At 69.5% G+C, this 14,794-nt stretch carries 16 protein-coding genes; 15 read left to right on the top strand and 1 reads right to left on the bottom strand.

The features are described 5' to 3' along the window. Positions 1-90 precede the first annotated feature (90 nt). From infA to ACZ56U_RS25930, 14 genes are all read left to right on the top strand, one after another. Entirely contained in the window at positions 91-312 is a 222-nt protein-coding gene (gene infA, locus ACZ56U_RS25995; RefSeq protein ID WP_003948620.1) for a translation initiation factor IF-1, read from the top strand. A 70-nt stretch (positions 313-382) separates the two neighbouring features. After that, positions 383-496 (top strand): 50S ribosomal protein L36, encoded by a 114-nt coding sequence (rpmJ, locus tag ACZ56U_RS25990; protein ID WP_003998809.1) that lies wholly within the window; start codon positions 383-385, stop codon positions 494-496. A gap of 192 nt (positions 497-688) precedes the next feature. Next, positions 689-1,069: a 30S ribosomal protein S13 gene (rpsM, locus tag ACZ56U_RS25985; protein ID WP_391239637.1), complete on the top strand. Its 381-nt coding sequence runs from the start codon at positions 689-691 to the stop codon at positions 1,067-1,069. Between the two features lie 70 nt (positions 1,070-1,139). After that, on the top strand, positions 1,140-1,544 hold the full coding sequence (gene rpsK / locus ACZ56U_RS25980) for a 30S ribosomal protein S11 (protein WP_003956432.1): 405 nt from the start codon (positions 1,140-1,142) through the stop codon (positions 1,542-1,544). A 145-nt stretch (positions 1,545-1,689) separates the two neighbouring features. Then, positions 1,690-2,712, top strand: a complete 1,023-nt coding sequence (locus ACZ56U_RS25975) for a DNA-directed RNA polymerase subunit alpha (RefSeq protein WP_003966937.1) — start codon at positions 1,690-1,692, stop codon at positions 2,710-2,712. Positions 2,713-2,807: 95 nt separating this feature from the next. Then, positions 2,808-3,305: a 50S ribosomal protein L17 gene (rplQ, locus tag ACZ56U_RS25970; RefSeq protein WP_469086388.1), complete on the top strand. Its 498-nt coding sequence runs from the start codon at positions 2,808-2,810 to the stop codon at positions 3,303-3,305. A gap of 147 nt (positions 3,306-3,452) precedes the next feature. Then, entirely contained in the window at positions 3,453-4,319 is an 867-nt protein-coding gene (truA, locus tag ACZ56U_RS25965; protein WP_469086387.1) for a tRNA pseudouridine(38-40) synthase TruA, read from the top strand. A 269-nt stretch (positions 4,320-4,588) separates the two neighbouring features. Beyond that, a complete protein-coding gene (locus ACZ56U_RS25960; protein WP_469086386.1) occupies positions 4,589-6,121 on the top strand; it encodes a glycosyltransferase family 2 protein in 1,533 nt (510 codons plus the stop codon). Further along, positions 6,118-7,125, top strand: coding sequence for a glycoside hydrolase family 26 protein (locus tag ACZ56U_RS25955; protein ID WP_469086385.1), 1,008 nt, complete (start codon positions 6,118-6,120; stop codon positions 7,123-7,125). Before ACZ56U_RS25960 ends, ACZ56U_RS25955 begins: the two co-directional genes overlap by 4 nt. Continuing rightward, entirely contained in the window at positions 7,122-8,810 is a 1,689-nt protein-coding gene (locus tag ACZ56U_RS25950) for a hypothetical protein (protein ID WP_469086384.1), read from the top strand. Before ACZ56U_RS25955 ends, ACZ56U_RS25950 begins: the two co-directional genes overlap by 4 nt. Beyond that, complete coding sequence (locus ACZ56U_RS25945) at positions 8,807-10,354, top strand: glycosyltransferase family 39 protein (RefSeq protein ID WP_469086383.1); 1,548 nt, start codon at positions 8,807-8,809, stop codon at positions 10,352-10,354. Before ACZ56U_RS25950 ends, ACZ56U_RS25945 begins: the two co-directional genes overlap by 4 nt. A gap of 33 nt (positions 10,355-10,387) precedes the next feature. Beyond that, positions 10,388-11,692, top strand: a complete 1,305-nt coding sequence (locus ACZ56U_RS25940) for a UDP-glucose dehydrogenase family protein (RefSeq protein WP_469086382.1) — start codon at positions 10,388-10,390, stop codon at positions 11,690-11,692. An 18-nt stretch (positions 11,693-11,710) separates the two neighbouring features. Beyond that, the gene (locus tag ACZ56U_RS25935) at positions 11,711-12,481 is read left to right on the top strand and encodes a polyprenol monophosphomannose synthase (RefSeq protein WP_469086381.1); all 771 of its coding nucleotides are present in this window, start codon (positions 11,711-11,713) and stop codon (positions 12,479-12,481) included. A gap of 9 nt (positions 12,482-12,490) precedes the next feature. Beyond that, entirely contained in the window at positions 12,491-13,015 is a 525-nt protein-coding gene (locus tag ACZ56U_RS25930) for a GtrA family protein (protein ID WP_469086380.1), read from the top strand. Positions 13,016-13,018: 3 nt separating this feature from the next. Here ACZ56U_RS25930 and ACZ56U_RS25925 read toward each other — a convergent pair whose 3' ends face one another. Next, positions 13,019-13,906 (bottom strand): hypothetical protein, encoded by an 888-nt coding sequence (locus tag ACZ56U_RS25925; protein WP_469086379.1) that lies wholly within the window; start codon positions 13,904-13,906, stop codon positions 13,019-13,021. A 420-nt stretch (positions 13,907-14,326) separates the two neighbouring features. On the opposite strand from ACZ56U_RS25925, the gene rplM reads away from it, so the two are divergent. Continuing rightward, positions 14,327-14,770, top strand: coding sequence for a 50S ribosomal protein L13 (gene rplM / locus ACZ56U_RS25920; protein ID WP_391234443.1), 444 nt, complete (start codon positions 14,327-14,329; stop codon positions 14,768-14,770). Positions 14,771-14,794 lie beyond the last annotated feature (24 nt).

The raw sequence follows: 14,794 nt of genomic DNA, 5'->3' as shown, positions 1-14,794 counted from the left end.
TCGTAGACTGACTCGTCGGCTCTGGTGCACCCGCATGTCTGCATGCGCTCGCGCAGAGTCGATCAAGGTAGTCGATTCGAAGGGCGAAGCGTGGCCAAGAAGCAAGGTGCCATCGAGATCGAGGGCACTGTCGTCGAGTCTCTTCCGAACGCCATGTTCAAGGTCGAGCTCCAGAACGGCCACCAGGTCCTGGCACACATCAGCGGCAAGATGCGTATGCACTACATCCGTATCCTCCCTGACGACCGGGTCGTGGTGGAGTTGTCTCCGTACGACCTGACGCGTGGCCGGATCGTCTACCGCTACAAGTAGATCTTGCCCCCGCCCCGTGCCCCGGTCCCCGGGACGCGGATGGTGGCACTGACCCGGAGAACCTCACCCCATGAAGGTCAAGCCGAGCGTCAAGAAGATCTGCGACAAGTGCAGGGTGATCCGCCGTCACGGTCGGGTCATGGTCATCTGCGAGAACCCGCGCCACAAGCAGCGCCAGGGCTGACGCAGGACCAATCCCTCTGCATCGACATCGCAGAGATTCGCGCGACGCGAGCTGAACATGTTCATACGCAGAGCCCAGGCGCCTTGGTGCCTGACACCCTCGGTTCGGAGGCCGAGGACCCAGTTCGTACCTGGTACGGCGGCTGGGAACCGGTTCTGTGGAAGACCTCCGAAGACCACCAGGAGCCATTGAATGGCACGCGTTTCCGGTGTTGACATCCCGCGCGACAAGCGCGTGGAGGTCGCCCTGACCTACGTGTTCGGTATCGGCCGGACGCTCTCCCAGCTGACGCTGGCCGAGACCGGCATCGACCCGAACACCCGCGTTCGCGACCTCTCCGAGGAGCAGCTCGTCGCGATTCGTGAGTACGTCGACAACAACATCAAGACCGAGGGTGACCTCCGTCGCGAGGTCCAGGCCGACATCCGCCGCAAGGTGGAGATCGGTTGCTACCAGGGTCTCCGTCACCGTCGTGGTCTGCCCGTTCGCGGTCAGCGCACCAGCACGAACGCTCGTACCCGCAAGGGCCCGCGTCGCGCCATCGCCGGCAAGAAGAAGCCGGGCAAGAAGTAGTCCTCAGCGGACAACGCTTCATCAGCGGTCTTCGCTGTAGGACCGACCACCTCCCCGTAGGAGTAACTAGATGCCCCCCAAGGGTCGTCAGGGCGCTGCCAAGAAGGTGCGCCGCAAGGAAAAGAAGAACGTCGCTCACGGCCACGCGCACATCAAGAGCACGTTCAACAACACGATCGTCTCGATCACGGACCCCTCGGGCAACGTGATCTCCTGGGCCTCCGCCGGCCACGTCGGCTTCAAGGGCTCGCGCAAGTCCACCCCCTTCGCCGCGCAGATGGCCGCCGAGTCGGCCGCCCGCCGCGCGCAGGAGCACGGCATGCGCAAGGTCGACGTCTTCGTGAAGGGCCCGGGTTCGGGTCGTGAGACGGCCATCCGTTCGCTTCAGGCGACCGGTCTCGAGGTCGGCTCCATCCAGGACGTCACCCCCACCCCGCACAACGGCTGCCGTCCGCCGAAGCGCCGCCGCGTCTGACGCGTCGCCTTCACAGGCTGTGGTTCTCGGGCGGTACGGCTCTGTAAGGGTCGTATCGCCCGTACCCTTGTACGTAGCACGATCAGGCTCTGCCTGGTAGCTCAGGGCATCAAATAGTGGGTGCCCCTGACTGAAGGAACGCAACATGCTGATCGCTCAGCGTCCCTCGTTGACCGAAGAGGTCGTCGACGAGTTCCGCTCCCGGTTCGTGATCGAGCCGCTGGAGCCGGGCTTCGGTTACACCCTCGGCAACTCCCTCCGCCGTACCCTCCTGTCGTCGATCCCCGGCGCTGCTGTCACCAGCATCCGTATCGACGGTGTCCTGCACGAGTTCACCACCGTGCCGGGTGTCAAGGAGGACGTCACCGACCTGATCCTCAACATCAAGCAGCTGGTCGTCTCCTCGGAGCACGACGAGCCGGTCGTGATGTACCTGCGCAAGCAGGGCCCGGGTCTGGTCACCGCCGCCGACATCGCGCCCCCGGCCGGTGTCGAGGTGCACAACCCCGACCTCGTCCTCGCCACGCTCAACGGCAAGGGCAAGCTGGAGATGGAGCTGACGGTCGAGCGCGGCCGCGGTTACGTCTCCGCCGTGCAGAACAAGCAGGTGGGCCAGGAGATCGGCCGTATCCCGGTCGACTCCATCTACAGCCCCGTGCTCAAGGTCACGTACAAGGTCGAGGCCACGCGTGTCGAGCAGCGGACCGACTTCGACAAGCTGATCGTCGACGTCGAGACCAAGCAGGCCATGCGTCCCCGTGACGCCATGGCGTCGGCCGGTAAGACGCTGGTCGAGCTGTTCGGTCTCGCCCGCGAGCTGAACATCGACGCCGAGGGCATCGACATGGGCCCGTCCCCCACGGACGCCGCCCTCGCCGCTGATCTCGCGCTGCCGATCGAGGAGCTTGAGCTCACCGTTCGGTCGTACAACTGCCTCAAGCGTGAGGGCATCCACTCCGTGGGTGAGCTCGTCGCCCGCTCCGAGGCCGACCTCCTGGACATCCGCAACTTCGGTGCGAAGTCCATCGACGAGGTCAAGGCGAAGCTGGCCGGCATGGGCCTGGCCCTGAAGGACAGCCCGCCCGGATTCGACCCCACGGCCGCCGCCGACGCCTTCGGCGCCGACGACGACGCGGACGCGGGTTTCGTGGAGACCGAGCAGTACTGAGCAGTACCTGATCGGTTGTTGCCGGTGAGCATCCGCTCACCGGGTTCCTGACCCCGGTACCTGATACGGCCGGGGCAGACACACAGGAGACAGAAATGCCGAAGCCCACCAAGGGTGCCCGTCTGGGCGGCAGCGCCGCGCACGAGAAGCTCCTCCTCGCGAACCTCGCGAAGAGCCTCTTCGAGCACGGCCGTATCACCACCACCGAGGCGAAGGCGCGCAAGCTGCGTCCGTACGCCGAGCGTCTGGTCACCAAGGCGAAGAAGGGCGACCTTCACAACCGCCGCCAGGTGCTCCAGGTCATCACGGACAAGAGCATCGTGCACACGCTCTTCACCGAGATCGGCCCGCGGTACGAGAACCGTCCGGGTGGCTACACCCGTATCACCAAGATCGGTAACCGCCGTGGCGACAACGCGCCCATGGCTGTCATCGAGCTGGTCGAGGCGCTGACGGTCGCGCAGCAGGCGACGGGTGAGGCCGAGGCCGCCACCAAGCGTGCCGCGAAGGACTCCGAGGCTGCTCCGGCTGCCGAGGAGACCAAGGTCGACACCGCCAAGGCCGACGCCGCCGAGGAGTCGAAGGACGCGTAAGCGTTCTGCGGGGTGCTGTCCGGTCGGCGGCCGCGGGTTCGTCGTGGCTGATCGCGCAGTTCCCCGCGCCCCTGAGGGGGCGCGTCTGAGTGGGCCCGTTCCTTCACAGGAGCGGGCCCACTTTGCTGTTCTTGAGAGGATCTCGGTGTGAGTGAAGAAGTAGCGGCCGGGTATGTCCGTGTCCGGCTCGACCTGTCGTACGACGGGAGCGGGTTCTCCGGGTGGGCCAAGCAGGCCGGGGGGCGGCGGACCGTGCAGGGGGAGATCGAGGACGCGCTGCGGACCGTGACCCGGTCGGGCGGTACGACGTACGAGCTGACGGTCGCGGGGCGGACCGATGCCGGGGTGCACGCGCGGGGGCAGGTGGCGCATGTCGATCTGCCGGAGCAGGTCTGGCGCGAGCACCACGAGAAGCTGCTGAAGCGGCTCGCCGGGCGGCTGCCCAAGGACGTGCGGGTGTGGGCGTTGCGGGAGGCGCCGAGCGGCTTCAACGCGCGGTTCTCGGCGGTGTGGCGGCGGTACGCGTACCGGGTCACCGACAATCCGGGCGGGGTCGATCCGCTGCTGCGCAACCATGTGCTGTGGCACGACTGGCCGCTCGACGTCGATGCCATGAACGAGGCGGCCGAGCGGCTGCTGGGGGAGCACGACTTCGCCGCCTACTGCAAGAAGCGGGAGGGGGCCACCACCATCCGCACGCTTCAGGAGCTGCGGCTGGAGCGGGGCGCCGACGGGATCGTCACGGCGACCGTCCGGGCGGACGCCTTCTGCCACAACATGGTGCGCTCGCTGATCGGGGCGCTGCTGTTCGTGGGGGACGGGCACCGGCCGGCGGACTGGCCGGGGAAGGTGCTCGCGGCGGGGGTGCGGGACTCGGCGGTGCATGTGGTGCGGCCGCATGGGCTGACGCTGGAGGAAGTGGGGTATCCGGCCGACGAGTTGCTGGCCGCGCGGAGCAGGGAAGCCCGGAATCGTCGGACTCTGGGCGGCTCGTCCGGATGTGAAACCTGTTAGTTACCCGGGTTTTCAACAAATATTTGGGACATCGCCTGACGTAGTGGACGTACGTCTCTCCACACCCCTTACAGCATTCACACCTCTCGGATAACCTTCCCCATCTAGCCCCTTTGTTCGAAAGGGGCTTCTTTGGGGTGGGGAATCGGGCTTCGGCCCGGAGGGTAGGAATGTCATTCATTGACTCTGCCCGCATGTCCGGAGAGGCGGGCGCCGGGGGGCGCCGGTCCGCACGGCACGGAGGACGGCGTGGCGCCGAACGGGCGCCGATGGGGCTGTTGCCCGCGCCGCCCTCACATGCGGAGAAGTATGCGTATGTCAAGCGGCGCCTGTGGGTGCTGACGCTCGCGTCCATCGTCAGCTTCGGCTGCCTGACAGTCAGCCAGGTGGCGCTCGCGAAGGCCAGTCCGCTGACGTGGATCTTCGCGCCGCCGCTCTTCTTCACGGTCGTCTACTACCTGGTGTCGCTGCGTGTGAACGGCTTCACGCGCGACTTCGACTTCGAGTACCACCAGCGGATCGTGCGCGGCTGGCGGCCCCCGGTGTATCCCACCGTCGATGTCTTCCTGCCGGTGTGCGGGGAGCCGATCGAGGTGCTGCACAACACCTGGACCCATGTGCGCCAGCTGGCCGACCGGTACCCGGGCACCTGTGTGCCGTTCGTCCTGGACGACGGTGCGAGTCCCGAACTCGCCGCCATGGCCCGGGACTTCGGGTTCCGCTACGGCACCCGGGAGAACCGCGGCTGGTTCAAGAAGGCGGGCAACCTGCACTTCGGCTTCGGCCAGTCGGACGGCAAGTACATCCTCATCCTCGACGCCGACTTCACGCCGCGCTCCGACCTCCTGGAGGAGCTGCTGCCGTACATGGAGGCGAACGAGCGCATCGGGATCGTGCAGTCGCCGCAGTACTTCCGCGTCCTCGACTCGCAGAACTGGATCGAGCGCGGGGCGGGCGCGGTGCAGGAGCTGTTCTACCGGTCCGTCCAGGTGTCCCGGCAGAACAGTGACGGGGCGATTTGTGTGGGATCCTGCGCCATCTACCGACGCGCGGCCCTGGAGACCAACGGCGGCACCACCCTCATCGAGCACTCCGAGGACGTGCACACCGGCTTCGACCTGCGCGGGCTGGGCTGGGACCTGAAGTACGTGCCGGTCGCGCTGTCCACGGGGGTGTGCCCGGACACCGCCGGAGCGTTCTTCAACCAGCAGTACCGCTGGTGCTCCGGCTCGATGTCGCTCCTCGGCAGCAAGAAGTTCTGGGACGCGCCGATCCGGTTCTCCAGCCGGCTCTGCTACCTGTCCGGCTTCTTCTACTACATCCACACGGCGCTGTTCACCTTCGTCGCGCCGCTCGTCCCCGTCGTGCTGCTGCTGACCAGCCCGGAGATGCTCCAGGTCAAGCACCTGGTGTGGGTGCTGCCCAGCATCGTCTACACGACTCTGATCTTCCCCATGTGGCACAAGTCCCCGTACCGCCTGGAGGCCTGGTCGGCCCGGCTGATGTACGGCTGGGCGCATGTCTTCGCCATCTGGGACATCCTGCGCAAGCAGCGCATGGGATGGCAGCCGACCGGCTCCAAGGGCGCCAAGAAGAACAAGACCCGCCGGTTCTGGCTGGGCCTGTGGATCTGGAGCGGCGGCACCGCCGTGGTCTGGGTCGGCGCCGCGGTGTACCGGCTGTTCACCGGCTATCCGCCGGACTTCGCCCTCGTCCTGTCCTCCGGGCTGTTCTACGCACTGGTCGTCGCGCGAGCGCTGATCCAGCCCAAGGAACACCACTCGGCAGGTGAACCCGCATGATCCGCAAGGCCCTCCTCCCGCTGTGTCTGGCGTTGACGGTCCTGGCGGGGGCCTCCGGGTGCGGTGTCCTCGGCGGGGACGACGATCCCGCGGCCCGCGCCGCCAAGGAGCCGGCCGCCGACTCCTCCGGCGCCCCCGGGACCGACACGCCCTACGACGTGACGCCGCTGCTGCACCCCGACAAGGACTACTTCGGCGTCGCCGTGGACGGCGCGCCCACCTCGATGAAGCCGGTGGACACCTTCGCGAAGGCCGTCGGCAAGAAGCCGAACCTGGTCGGTTCGTACTCCGCGTGGGGCGACGGCTTCAACGCCGAGGGCGCGCAGAACGTCTTCGAGGACGGCGGACTGCTGTACGTGTCGTGGGAGCCGTTCGAGCCCGGCCTCGACAAGATCGCCGACGGTTCGCAGGACACGTACATCGAGAAGTACGCGCAGAGCGTCCGCGAGACCGACGTGCCCGTCGCGATCAGTTTCGGGCACGAGATGAACGGCCACTGGTACCCGTGGGGCACCAAGGACGCCACCGCCGAGACCTTCGCGAAGGCCTGGCGGCACATCCACGACGTCTTCCAGGACGTCGGCGCCACCAACGTGATCTGGGTGTGGAGCCCGAACGTGGTCAACCCGGTGCCGTCCGTGCGGCTGGAGCCCTACTGGCCCGGGGACGCGTACGTCGACTGGGTCGGCATCGTCGGCTACTGGACACGGACCGGCGCGCACACCTTCGACGCCCTGTACGGGCCGACGCAGCGGCAGGTCGCGACGTTCACCGACAAGCCGGTGCTGATCAGCGAGACCTCCGCGGAGCCCGGCGAGCGGCGGCGTGCCGATGTGCGCGCGCTGCTCGCGGGGGTCGAGCAGGACAAGGACGTCATCGGCTTCCTGTGGTTCAACATCCCCAAGCGGGCCGACTGGCGCATCCAGAGCAGCCCGCTCGCCCTGGCCGAGTTCAAGCGCCTGATCGCTGACGACGCCTTCGGATTCGAGGTACCCCGCACGTGAACCCCCATCAGCAGGGCGGCGGGCACTGGACGGACCAGGACCGGCAGGACTGGCAGCAGCAGTACCCGCCGTACGGCGAACAGCGGCAGGGACACGACCAGCAGGCCCAGCAGTACGGCGGGCAACAGCAGCCGTACGGCCGGACGGAGGCGCACGGGTACGTCCCGCAGCAGCCCACGGCCGCCCAGCAGCACGCCCACGCCCAGCAGTACGCGTACGCCCCGCCGCCGCACCGGTACCAGCGGCCGCCCGAGGAGTCCGACGCCGAGTACTACGTCCCGGAGTACACCGTCCTCGAACCGGAGCCGGAGCCCGAGCCGGGCTATGTGCTTCCCGAGGTACCGGTGTCGTCCTGGTCGGTCGACAACGGCCGCTCGGCGTGGATCAGCCGGGGCGCCCTCGTCCTGATCCTGCTCGTGCAGGCGGGACTGTCGTACCGGCTCGACGGGAGCGCCTTCGCCCAGGAGGCGAAGTTCCTGATGTCCGACGGCGAACTGGCGGGCCTGGTCGCCGCGTTCGGGCTCGCCGGGGGCCGGGCGCTCAGCCTGGCCTGGGCGCTCGGCGCGACCGCGCTGCTGTTCGGCGCGACCCGGATGCTGTTCAACTCCCGGGCCGGCCTCGCCGCCGCCGCCATGTACTCCGTCCTGGAGTCGACCGCCTTCACCGGCCGGTACGCCTCCCCGCACTCGCTGTCGCTCTTCCTGCTCGCCGCCGCCCTGTGGCTGCTGGTCAGGACCCGGCAGGCGAGCCCCGCGGCGGTGCTGGTCGCGGCCCCCTTCGCGGCCCTGGCGCCGTTCGCCGCGTACTCGGCGGCGCTGTACCTGCCGACGATGACCGTGCTCGCGGTGCTGACCGCCTACCGCTTCCGTGGCGCGGGTGCCTTCGTGCGCGGGGCGCTGTTCGCGGCGGCCACCGGTGCCCTGTGCCTGGTGGGCGTCCAGCTCGTCGGCAGCCCGAGCGGTTGGAACGCGCACGGTAGCGACAGCACGTTCGAGCTGCTGAAGGACAGCGTCCAGTGGGGCGGGGTCGTGCTGCTCGTCGCGGTGATCGGTGCCGTCGGCTACATCCGGCGGGCCCGCATGGGCGAGATGCCGTGGGCCGAGGGGGATGCCCCGGGCGCGGTCCGGCGTTCCCTGCTGGGCCTGACGATGTGCGCCACCGCGCTGCTCGCCCCGCTCTACCAGGCCTGGCTGGGCAACGGCAGCTCGCTGCACATCCACGTCGGCTTCGGGCTGCTCTTCGCGGTGCCGATGGCGGGCCTCGGTGTCTCGCGGATGATGGGTGCCCACATCCGGTATCCGCAGATCGGCATCATGATCTACGTCGCCGCGCTGGTCATCGGCATGGCACAGACCCGCGAGCTGTACCGCCCGCCGGACTCGGCCGGCATGATCGGCGCCCTGCGCGAGGTCGTGGACGGCAAGGGCGCCTATCTGAGCGACGACCCGGAGATCTCCGCGTACTACCTGCGCGCCCAGACCCGGCCCGGCCAGTGGCACCGGGCGGAGCGCGGCCAGGCCCTGGCGGACGAGGTGGAGAAGGGTTCCTACGACGCGATCGTGCTGCGGGCCGCCACCGTCCCCGACGCGCTGCGCGGCAACGCCGACTACCGGCTGCTGACCGTGCTGAAGCCGTCCGGCGGCGGCGAGGGGCAGGAGCCGTACCGGATCTGGGTGAAGCGATGACGGCATACACACCACCGGTCGACGAGACCCAGGACCAGGCGCCCGGTACGGGCGGTACGCGCTCCGAGCGGCGCCGGGCCCGGGGCACGCCCGCCGGCGGGGGCTCGGCGTGGCTGGTCTTCCTGCTGCCCACGCTCGCCGCGGCCGCCTGTGTGCTGCCGGGCCTCGGCGGTCGCCAGCTGTGGCGTGACGAGCACGCCACCTGGTGGGCGTCCTCGCTGTCCTGGCACGACCTCGGCCGGCTGATCGACAACATCGACGTCGTCTTCACGCCGTACTACGCCTCCCTGCACCTGTGGATGACCGTCGCCGGTGACTCGCCCGCGGCGCTGCGGCTGCCGGAGGCGCTCGCCATGGCGGTCTCCGCGGGTCTGGTCGGGCTCCTCGGGCGGCGGATGTTCGCGGTGCGCACCGGGGTGCTGGCGGGGTTGCTGTTCGCGGTGGTCCCGACGATCACCCGGTACGGGCAGGAGGCCCGGCCGTACGCCTTCGCCACCCTGTTCGCGCTGCTGGCCACCCTGCTGCTGATGCGGTCGCTGGACCGGCCGAGCCTGCGCAACTGGACGCTGTACGCCCTCGCCCTGGCGGCCACCGGATTCAGCCACCTGGTGGCGATGTCGGTGCTCGCGGGCCACCTGTGGCTGGTGGTCCTGGCCAAGAGGCGCGGCGACCGCATCGCCCACTACGCCTTCGCCGGGGCGGCCCTGCTGGGGCTGTCGATCACCTTCCCGATGGTCGCGCAGGGCAGCGGGCAGAGCGGCCAGATCGCCTGGAACGTCACCACGACCAAGGACCTGACGTCGTTCCCGGAGAACCTGTTCGGTTCCTGGATCACCGGTGGCGCCGTGCTGGCGCTCGGCGTGATCGGCCTGCTGGTGGCCGGGCGGTACGCGGTGCTGCTGGGCGCCTGGGCGGTGCTGCCGCCGGTCCTCACCTTCGTCACCGCCAACCAGCTCCACCTCTTCCTGCCGCGGTATCTGCTGTTCACCATCCCGGCCTGGACGCTGCTGGTGGCCGCCGCGGTCACCCGGCTCGCGGGCCGGCTGGAACCCGGGGCCCGCCGGGGCACCGGCGCCCAGGCCCTGGGCGCGCTGCTGGTGGCGGTCACCGCGGCCGGGTACGCCTTCGTGGCGTGGCCGGGGATCGGCGACGCCAAGGAGGACCTGCCGATGGAGCCGGACTTCCGGGCCGCCGCGAACGTGATCGTCGAGGGCGAGAAGCCCGGTGACGGGATGATCTTCAACGGCGGGATGTCGGAGCGCCGCGCCCTCGCCTACGAGCTGCGGGACCGCGAGGCGCCCGAGGACGTGCTCATGGAGTGGACCCCGCAGCAGAACGGCTCCTACGGCGCCAGTGAGTGCAAGCACCCGGCCCGCTGCCTCAAGGGCGTCGACCGGTTGTGGCTCGTCTCCACCGTCAGCGACGGACGTCCGCCGCTGACCGGGATGAACACGAAGACGGCCGACGCGATCGAGAAGTCCTTCAAGGCCGGGCGCACGGTGCGGCTGAACCACGTCGTGGTCCAGGTGCTCGAGCGCACGTAGCGGCTGACCCAGAGTTACGAAGGAGGCCGCTGGATGCGGCTCACAGTCATCGGCACCGGCTATCTCGGTGCCACCCATGCCGCCTGCATGGCGGAGCTCGGGCACGAGGTGCTCGGGGTCGACGTCGACCCGGACAAGGTCGCCGCGCTGCGGGCCGGCCGGGTGCCGTTCCACGAGCCCGGGCTGCCCGAGCTGATCGCGCGGCACACCGCGAGCGGGCGGCTGCGGTTCACCACGGACTACGCCGAGGCCGGTGCCTTCGGCGACGTGCACTTCGTGTGTGTCGGCACCCCGCAGCGCAGGGGTGCCGAGGGCGCTGACCTGGCCCACGTCGACGCGGCCTTCGCGGCGATCGCCGGGCACGCGGGGGAGGGCGCGCTGCTGGTGGGCAAGTCGACCGTGCCGGTGGGCACGGCCCAGCGGCTCGCCGACACGCTGGGCGTCGAGGTCGCCTGGAACCCGGAGTTCCTGCGGGAGGGCTTCGCCGTCGAGGACACGCTGCGCCCGGACCGGCTGGTCCTCGGCGTGCGGTCCGCGCGCGCGGAAACGGTCCTTCGGGAGGTGTACGAGCCGGTCCTGGCGGCCGGGACGCCGCTGGTCGTCGCCGACTTCCCGACCGCGGAGCTGGTCAAGACGGCCGCCAACGCCTTCCTGGCCACCAAGATCTCCTTCATCAACGCGATGGCCGAGGTCTGCGAGGCGGCGGGCGGCGACGTCGGTGTCCTCGCCGAGGCGATCGGCCACGACGACCGGATCGGGCGGAAGTTCCTGCGGGCCGGCGTCGGCTTCGGCGGAGGCTGTCTGCCCAAGGACATCCGCGCCTTCGCGCACCGCGCCGACGAGCTGGGGGTGTCGCTGGCGTTCCTGCGCGAGGTGGACGCGATCAACATGCGCCGCCGCGACAAGGTGGTCGAACTGGCGCGGGAGCTGTGCGGGGGCACGGTGCTGGGGGCCCGCGTCGCCGTGCTCGGCGCGGCCTTCAAGCCCGACTCCGACGACATCCGTGACTCGCCCGCCCTGAACGTGGCCGCCCGGCTGCGGCTCGACGGCGCCGACGTCACGGTGTACGACCCCGAGGCGCTGGACAACGCCCGCAAGGCGTTCCCGCTCCTCGGCTACGCGATGTCGGCCGAGGAGGCTCTCCGGGGGGCCGACCTCGTGCTGCATCTGACCGAGTGGCCGCAGTTCCGGGAGATCGACCCGGCCCACGCGGCCGCACTGGTGGCCCGTCCCGTGATCGTGGACGGCCGGGGGGCGCTCGACGCGGACAGCTGGTCCGCCGCGGGCTGGCACTTCCGCGCGCTGGGCAGACCCGCGCCGGTCGCGGACAGGCTCTAGGGGAGGGAACACACAAGCATGCAGGACCACGACAGGCACCCCGGTGTACCCGTCACCATCGTGATGCCGACGTACAACGAGGCGGCGAACCTGCCGAGGATGGCCGAGCTGGTGCTCGGCCTGGGCATCGACGGGCTGCATCTGAAGATCGTCGACGACTCCAGCCCCGACGGCACGGGGCGGATCGCCGAGGAACTCGCCGAGAAGTACAACGCGGACCAGGCCGCCGGGCGGCGTCGGATGAGCGTGCTGCACCGCACCGAGAAGGACGGCCTCGGGCGCGCCTACGTCGCGGGCATGACCGCCGCGCTCGACGAGGGCGCCGCGTACGTCGTCCAGATGGACGCCGACGGCAGCCACCCCGTCGAGGCGGTCCCCCGGATGCTCGGCACCGCCGTGGCCTCCGGCGTCGGCCTGGTCGTCGGCAGCCGGTACGTCGAGGGCGGGTCGCTGGACGAGGAGTGGGGCCGACACCGCGTCCTGCTGTCCCGCTTCGCCAACCGGTACGCCCGGACCGTGCTCGGCACGAAGATCCGCGACATCACGGCCGGCTTCAACCTGTGGTCGGCCGCCACCCTGCGGGACGTGGACCTCGCGACCCTGGACAGCGCCGGCTACAGCTTCCAGGTCGAGCTCAAGTTCAAGGCGGTGCGGGCCGGACACAGCGCGGTGGAGATCCCGATCCGCTTCGAGGAGCGCACCGAAGGCGTCTCCAAGATGAACCTCTCGACGCAGATCGAGTCGGCCCTGGTGCCGCTGCGGCTGCGGATGCGCAACCGGCGGGGCTGAGCCGCGATCATGAGCGGACGGCACGCGCTTCCCTCCCGGTTCGGCAGGCTGTACCGGGAGGTGGCCAAGTTCGGCCTGGTGGGGGCCTCGGGGTTCGTGGTCAACCTCGGGGTCTTCAACGTCGCCACGGGCGTCGCCGGATGGGCGCCCGTGAGGGCGGGCGTCCTGGCGACGGCCGTCGCGATCCTGAGCAACTACCTGGGGCTGCGGTACTTCACCTACCGGGACCGCGACCCGGACGCGCGGATGCGCCGGCGCAAGGAGATGAGCCTCTTCCTCCTCTTCAGCGCGATCGGACTGGTCATCGAGAACGGGGTCCTCTACGTCACCACGTACGGCCTCGGCCTGGACAGCACCCTCGCCACCAACGTCTGCAAGTTCCTCGGCATCGGCGTCGCGACCCTGTTCCGCTTCTGGTCGTACCGGACATGGGTCTTCAGCACGGTGGTCCGGCGGGCGGAACGGCCCACGCCGGTGGCGCGGGGCGGGGCGCCCGCGGAACCCGTCCTCAACGGCTCCCGGGAGCCCCGCTGAGCGTCACTGTTCGGCGGCCGCCGACGCCTGCGCCTCGCCGCGTCGGCGGATCTGGCGGAAGGTGAACTCGGCCAGGTCGTCGCCGGTGGCGAAGACCGCGGTGCTCTTCTTCGTCACGTCCTTGCCGTCGGTGAAACCGGCGACGGTGAAGTAGGCGTACCGGCCGTAGGAATTGGTCGTCGTACGGCAGATCGCGGAGGTGCAGAAGGACTTCACGCCCTTGCCGGGCAGGGAGGCGATGACGCTCTTGACGTCGGCCTGGGTCTTGGCCCGGGTCGCCTGCGCCTCGGTGTCGAAGACAGCCACCCCGACCGTCACCGCGACGCCGTCACGGACGTAGGACACCCGCAGCACGCGGGTGCAGTCGTTGGCGGTGAGGACCTTGCCGAGGGTGCCGCCGGGGTTGACGGCCGTGGCGCACGTCTGGGTGTCGTTCGCCGCGCCCTTCTTGTACACGGTCTCGCCCATGGTCAGCTGCGTGCCGGGGAAGAGGGTCTCCACGCTGAGCGGGGCCGTGTCCTTGGCCTTGTCGGCGACGAAGTCCTTCGGGTCCAGCGGCGGCGGGGCGCTGGTCGGCGCGAACGAGGGGTCCGTGGGGGACTGACTCGGGATGTCGGCGGTCGCGGGCAGCGAGGACGCGGTGGAGGCCTCGTCGTCGCTCCCGTTCGCCGAGACCACGGCGACGGCCACGGCGGTGCCGATCGCCACGGTGGCCAGGGCGCCGCCGCCGACGAACAGCAGCCTGCGCCGCTTGTTGCGGGTCTCCGACGCCTCGGCGAGTGCGGCCCAGTCCGGGGTCTGGCCGTCGCCGGCGCTGGTCCACGGCTGCTGGGAATTCGGTTTCCAGGGATCCCACTGGGACGGGGGTCCCCCCTGCTGCCCGTAGCTCATGGGGCGCATCTTAGACGGGGCGCGCGGCGGGCCGGTTCGCCTCAACAGGCTCCACCGCCGCAGGGGTTGGGGAATGAGTGGGGGCAAAGGCGGCATCTCGGGGTGGTTCGTGCGGCGTTCTTCCTGGACGGGGCCGCCGGGGGTGCCGGGGTGCGAGGGGCGGATGTGGTGCGGGCCACGCCCGGGGACGGGGCGGCGGGCTCGTTTTGACCCGTACGGGGCAGCCCGAGTACTCTTGCGGTTTGTTATGCGTATCGGCTTGGTCGTTCTCAGACGAGAGGCCCTTACGTAGGTTCCCTGGAGCAGTTACCAGTGGGCGGCATACGGGCAGTGTTCCCGGCACTGTCGTCCCCAGCTGCACGATCGCTTCAGTGATGCCGTGTGTCACCATCCATCCACTGAAGAAGAAAAGGCTGCGAAGTGCGCACATTCAGCCCCAAGCCCGGCGATGTGACTCGCCAGTGGCACGTCATTGACGCCCAGGACATCGTCCTGGGCCGTCTGGCCACCACTGCCGCGTCGCTCCTGCGAGGCAAGCACAAGCCGATCTACGCGCCCCACGTCGACACCGGTGACTTCGTCATCATCATCAACGCCGACAAGGTGCACCTGTCCGGCAACAAGCGGACCCAGAAGATGGCGTACCGCCACTCCGGCTACCCGGGTGGTCTGCGCTCGGTCCGCTACGACGAGCTGCTGGACAAGAACCCCGAGAAGGCCATCGAGAAGGCCGTCAAGGGCATGCTCCCCAAGAACACGCTGGGCCGTCAGATGCTCTCGAAGCTGAAGGTCTACAAGGGTGACCAGCACCCGCACGGCGCGCAGCAGCCGCAGCCGTTCGAGATCACCCAGGTCGCGCAGTAAGTCCGGCCACCCCCTAAGACTGAA

Source organism: Streptomyces sp. NPDC034103, assembly GCF_055575395.1.
Note: the sequence above shows the minus strand (reverse complement) of the source record. Positions and strands in the feature narration are given on the sequence as shown.

Coding starts and splice junctions, on each gene's coding strand:
- ACZ56U_RS25945 (WP_469086383.1), top strand. CDS start 8,807: ATGACGGCATACACACCACCGGTCGACGAGACCCAGGACCAGGCGCCC.
- ACZ56U_RS25940 (WP_469086382.1), top strand. CDS start 10,388: ATGCGGCTCACAGTCATCGGCACCGGCTATCTCGGTGCCACCCATGCC.
- ACZ56U_RS25955 (WP_469086385.1), top strand. CDS start 6,118: ATGATCCGCAAGGCCCTCCTCCCGCTGTGTCTGGCGTTGACGGTCCTG.
- ACZ56U_RS25925 (WP_469086379.1), bottom strand. CDS start 13,906: ATGAGCTACGGGCAGCAGGGGGGACCCCCGTCCCAGTGGGATCCCTGG.
- ACZ56U_RS25935 (WP_469086381.1), top strand. CDS start 11,711: ATGCAGGACCACGACAGGCACCCCGGTGTACCCGTCACCATCGTGATG.
- ACZ56U_RS25930 (WP_469086380.1), top strand. CDS start 12,491: ATGAGCGGACGGCACGCGCTTCCCTCCCGGTTCGGCAGGCTGTACCGG.
- rpmJ (WP_003998809.1), top strand. CDS start 383: ATGAAGGTCAAGCCGAGCGTCAAGAAGATCTGCGACAAGTGCAGGGTG.
- ACZ56U_RS25960 (WP_469086386.1), top strand. CDS start 4,589: ATGGGGCTGTTGCCCGCGCCGCCCTCACATGCGGAGAAGTATGCGTAT.
- rplQ (WP_469086388.1), top strand. CDS start 2,808: ATGCCGAAGCCCACCAAGGGTGCCCGTCTGGGCGGCAGCGCCGCGCAC.
- ACZ56U_RS25975 (WP_003966937.1), top strand. CDS start 1,690: ATGCTGATCGCTCAGCGTCCCTCGTTGACCGAAGAGGTCGTCGACGAG.
- rpsM (WP_391239637.1), top strand. CDS start 689: ATGGCACGCGTTTCCGGTGTTGACATCCCGCGCGACAAGCGCGTGGAG.
- rpsK (WP_003956432.1), top strand. CDS start 1,140: ATGCCCCCCAAGGGTCGTCAGGGCGCTGCCAAGAAGGTGCGCCGCAAG.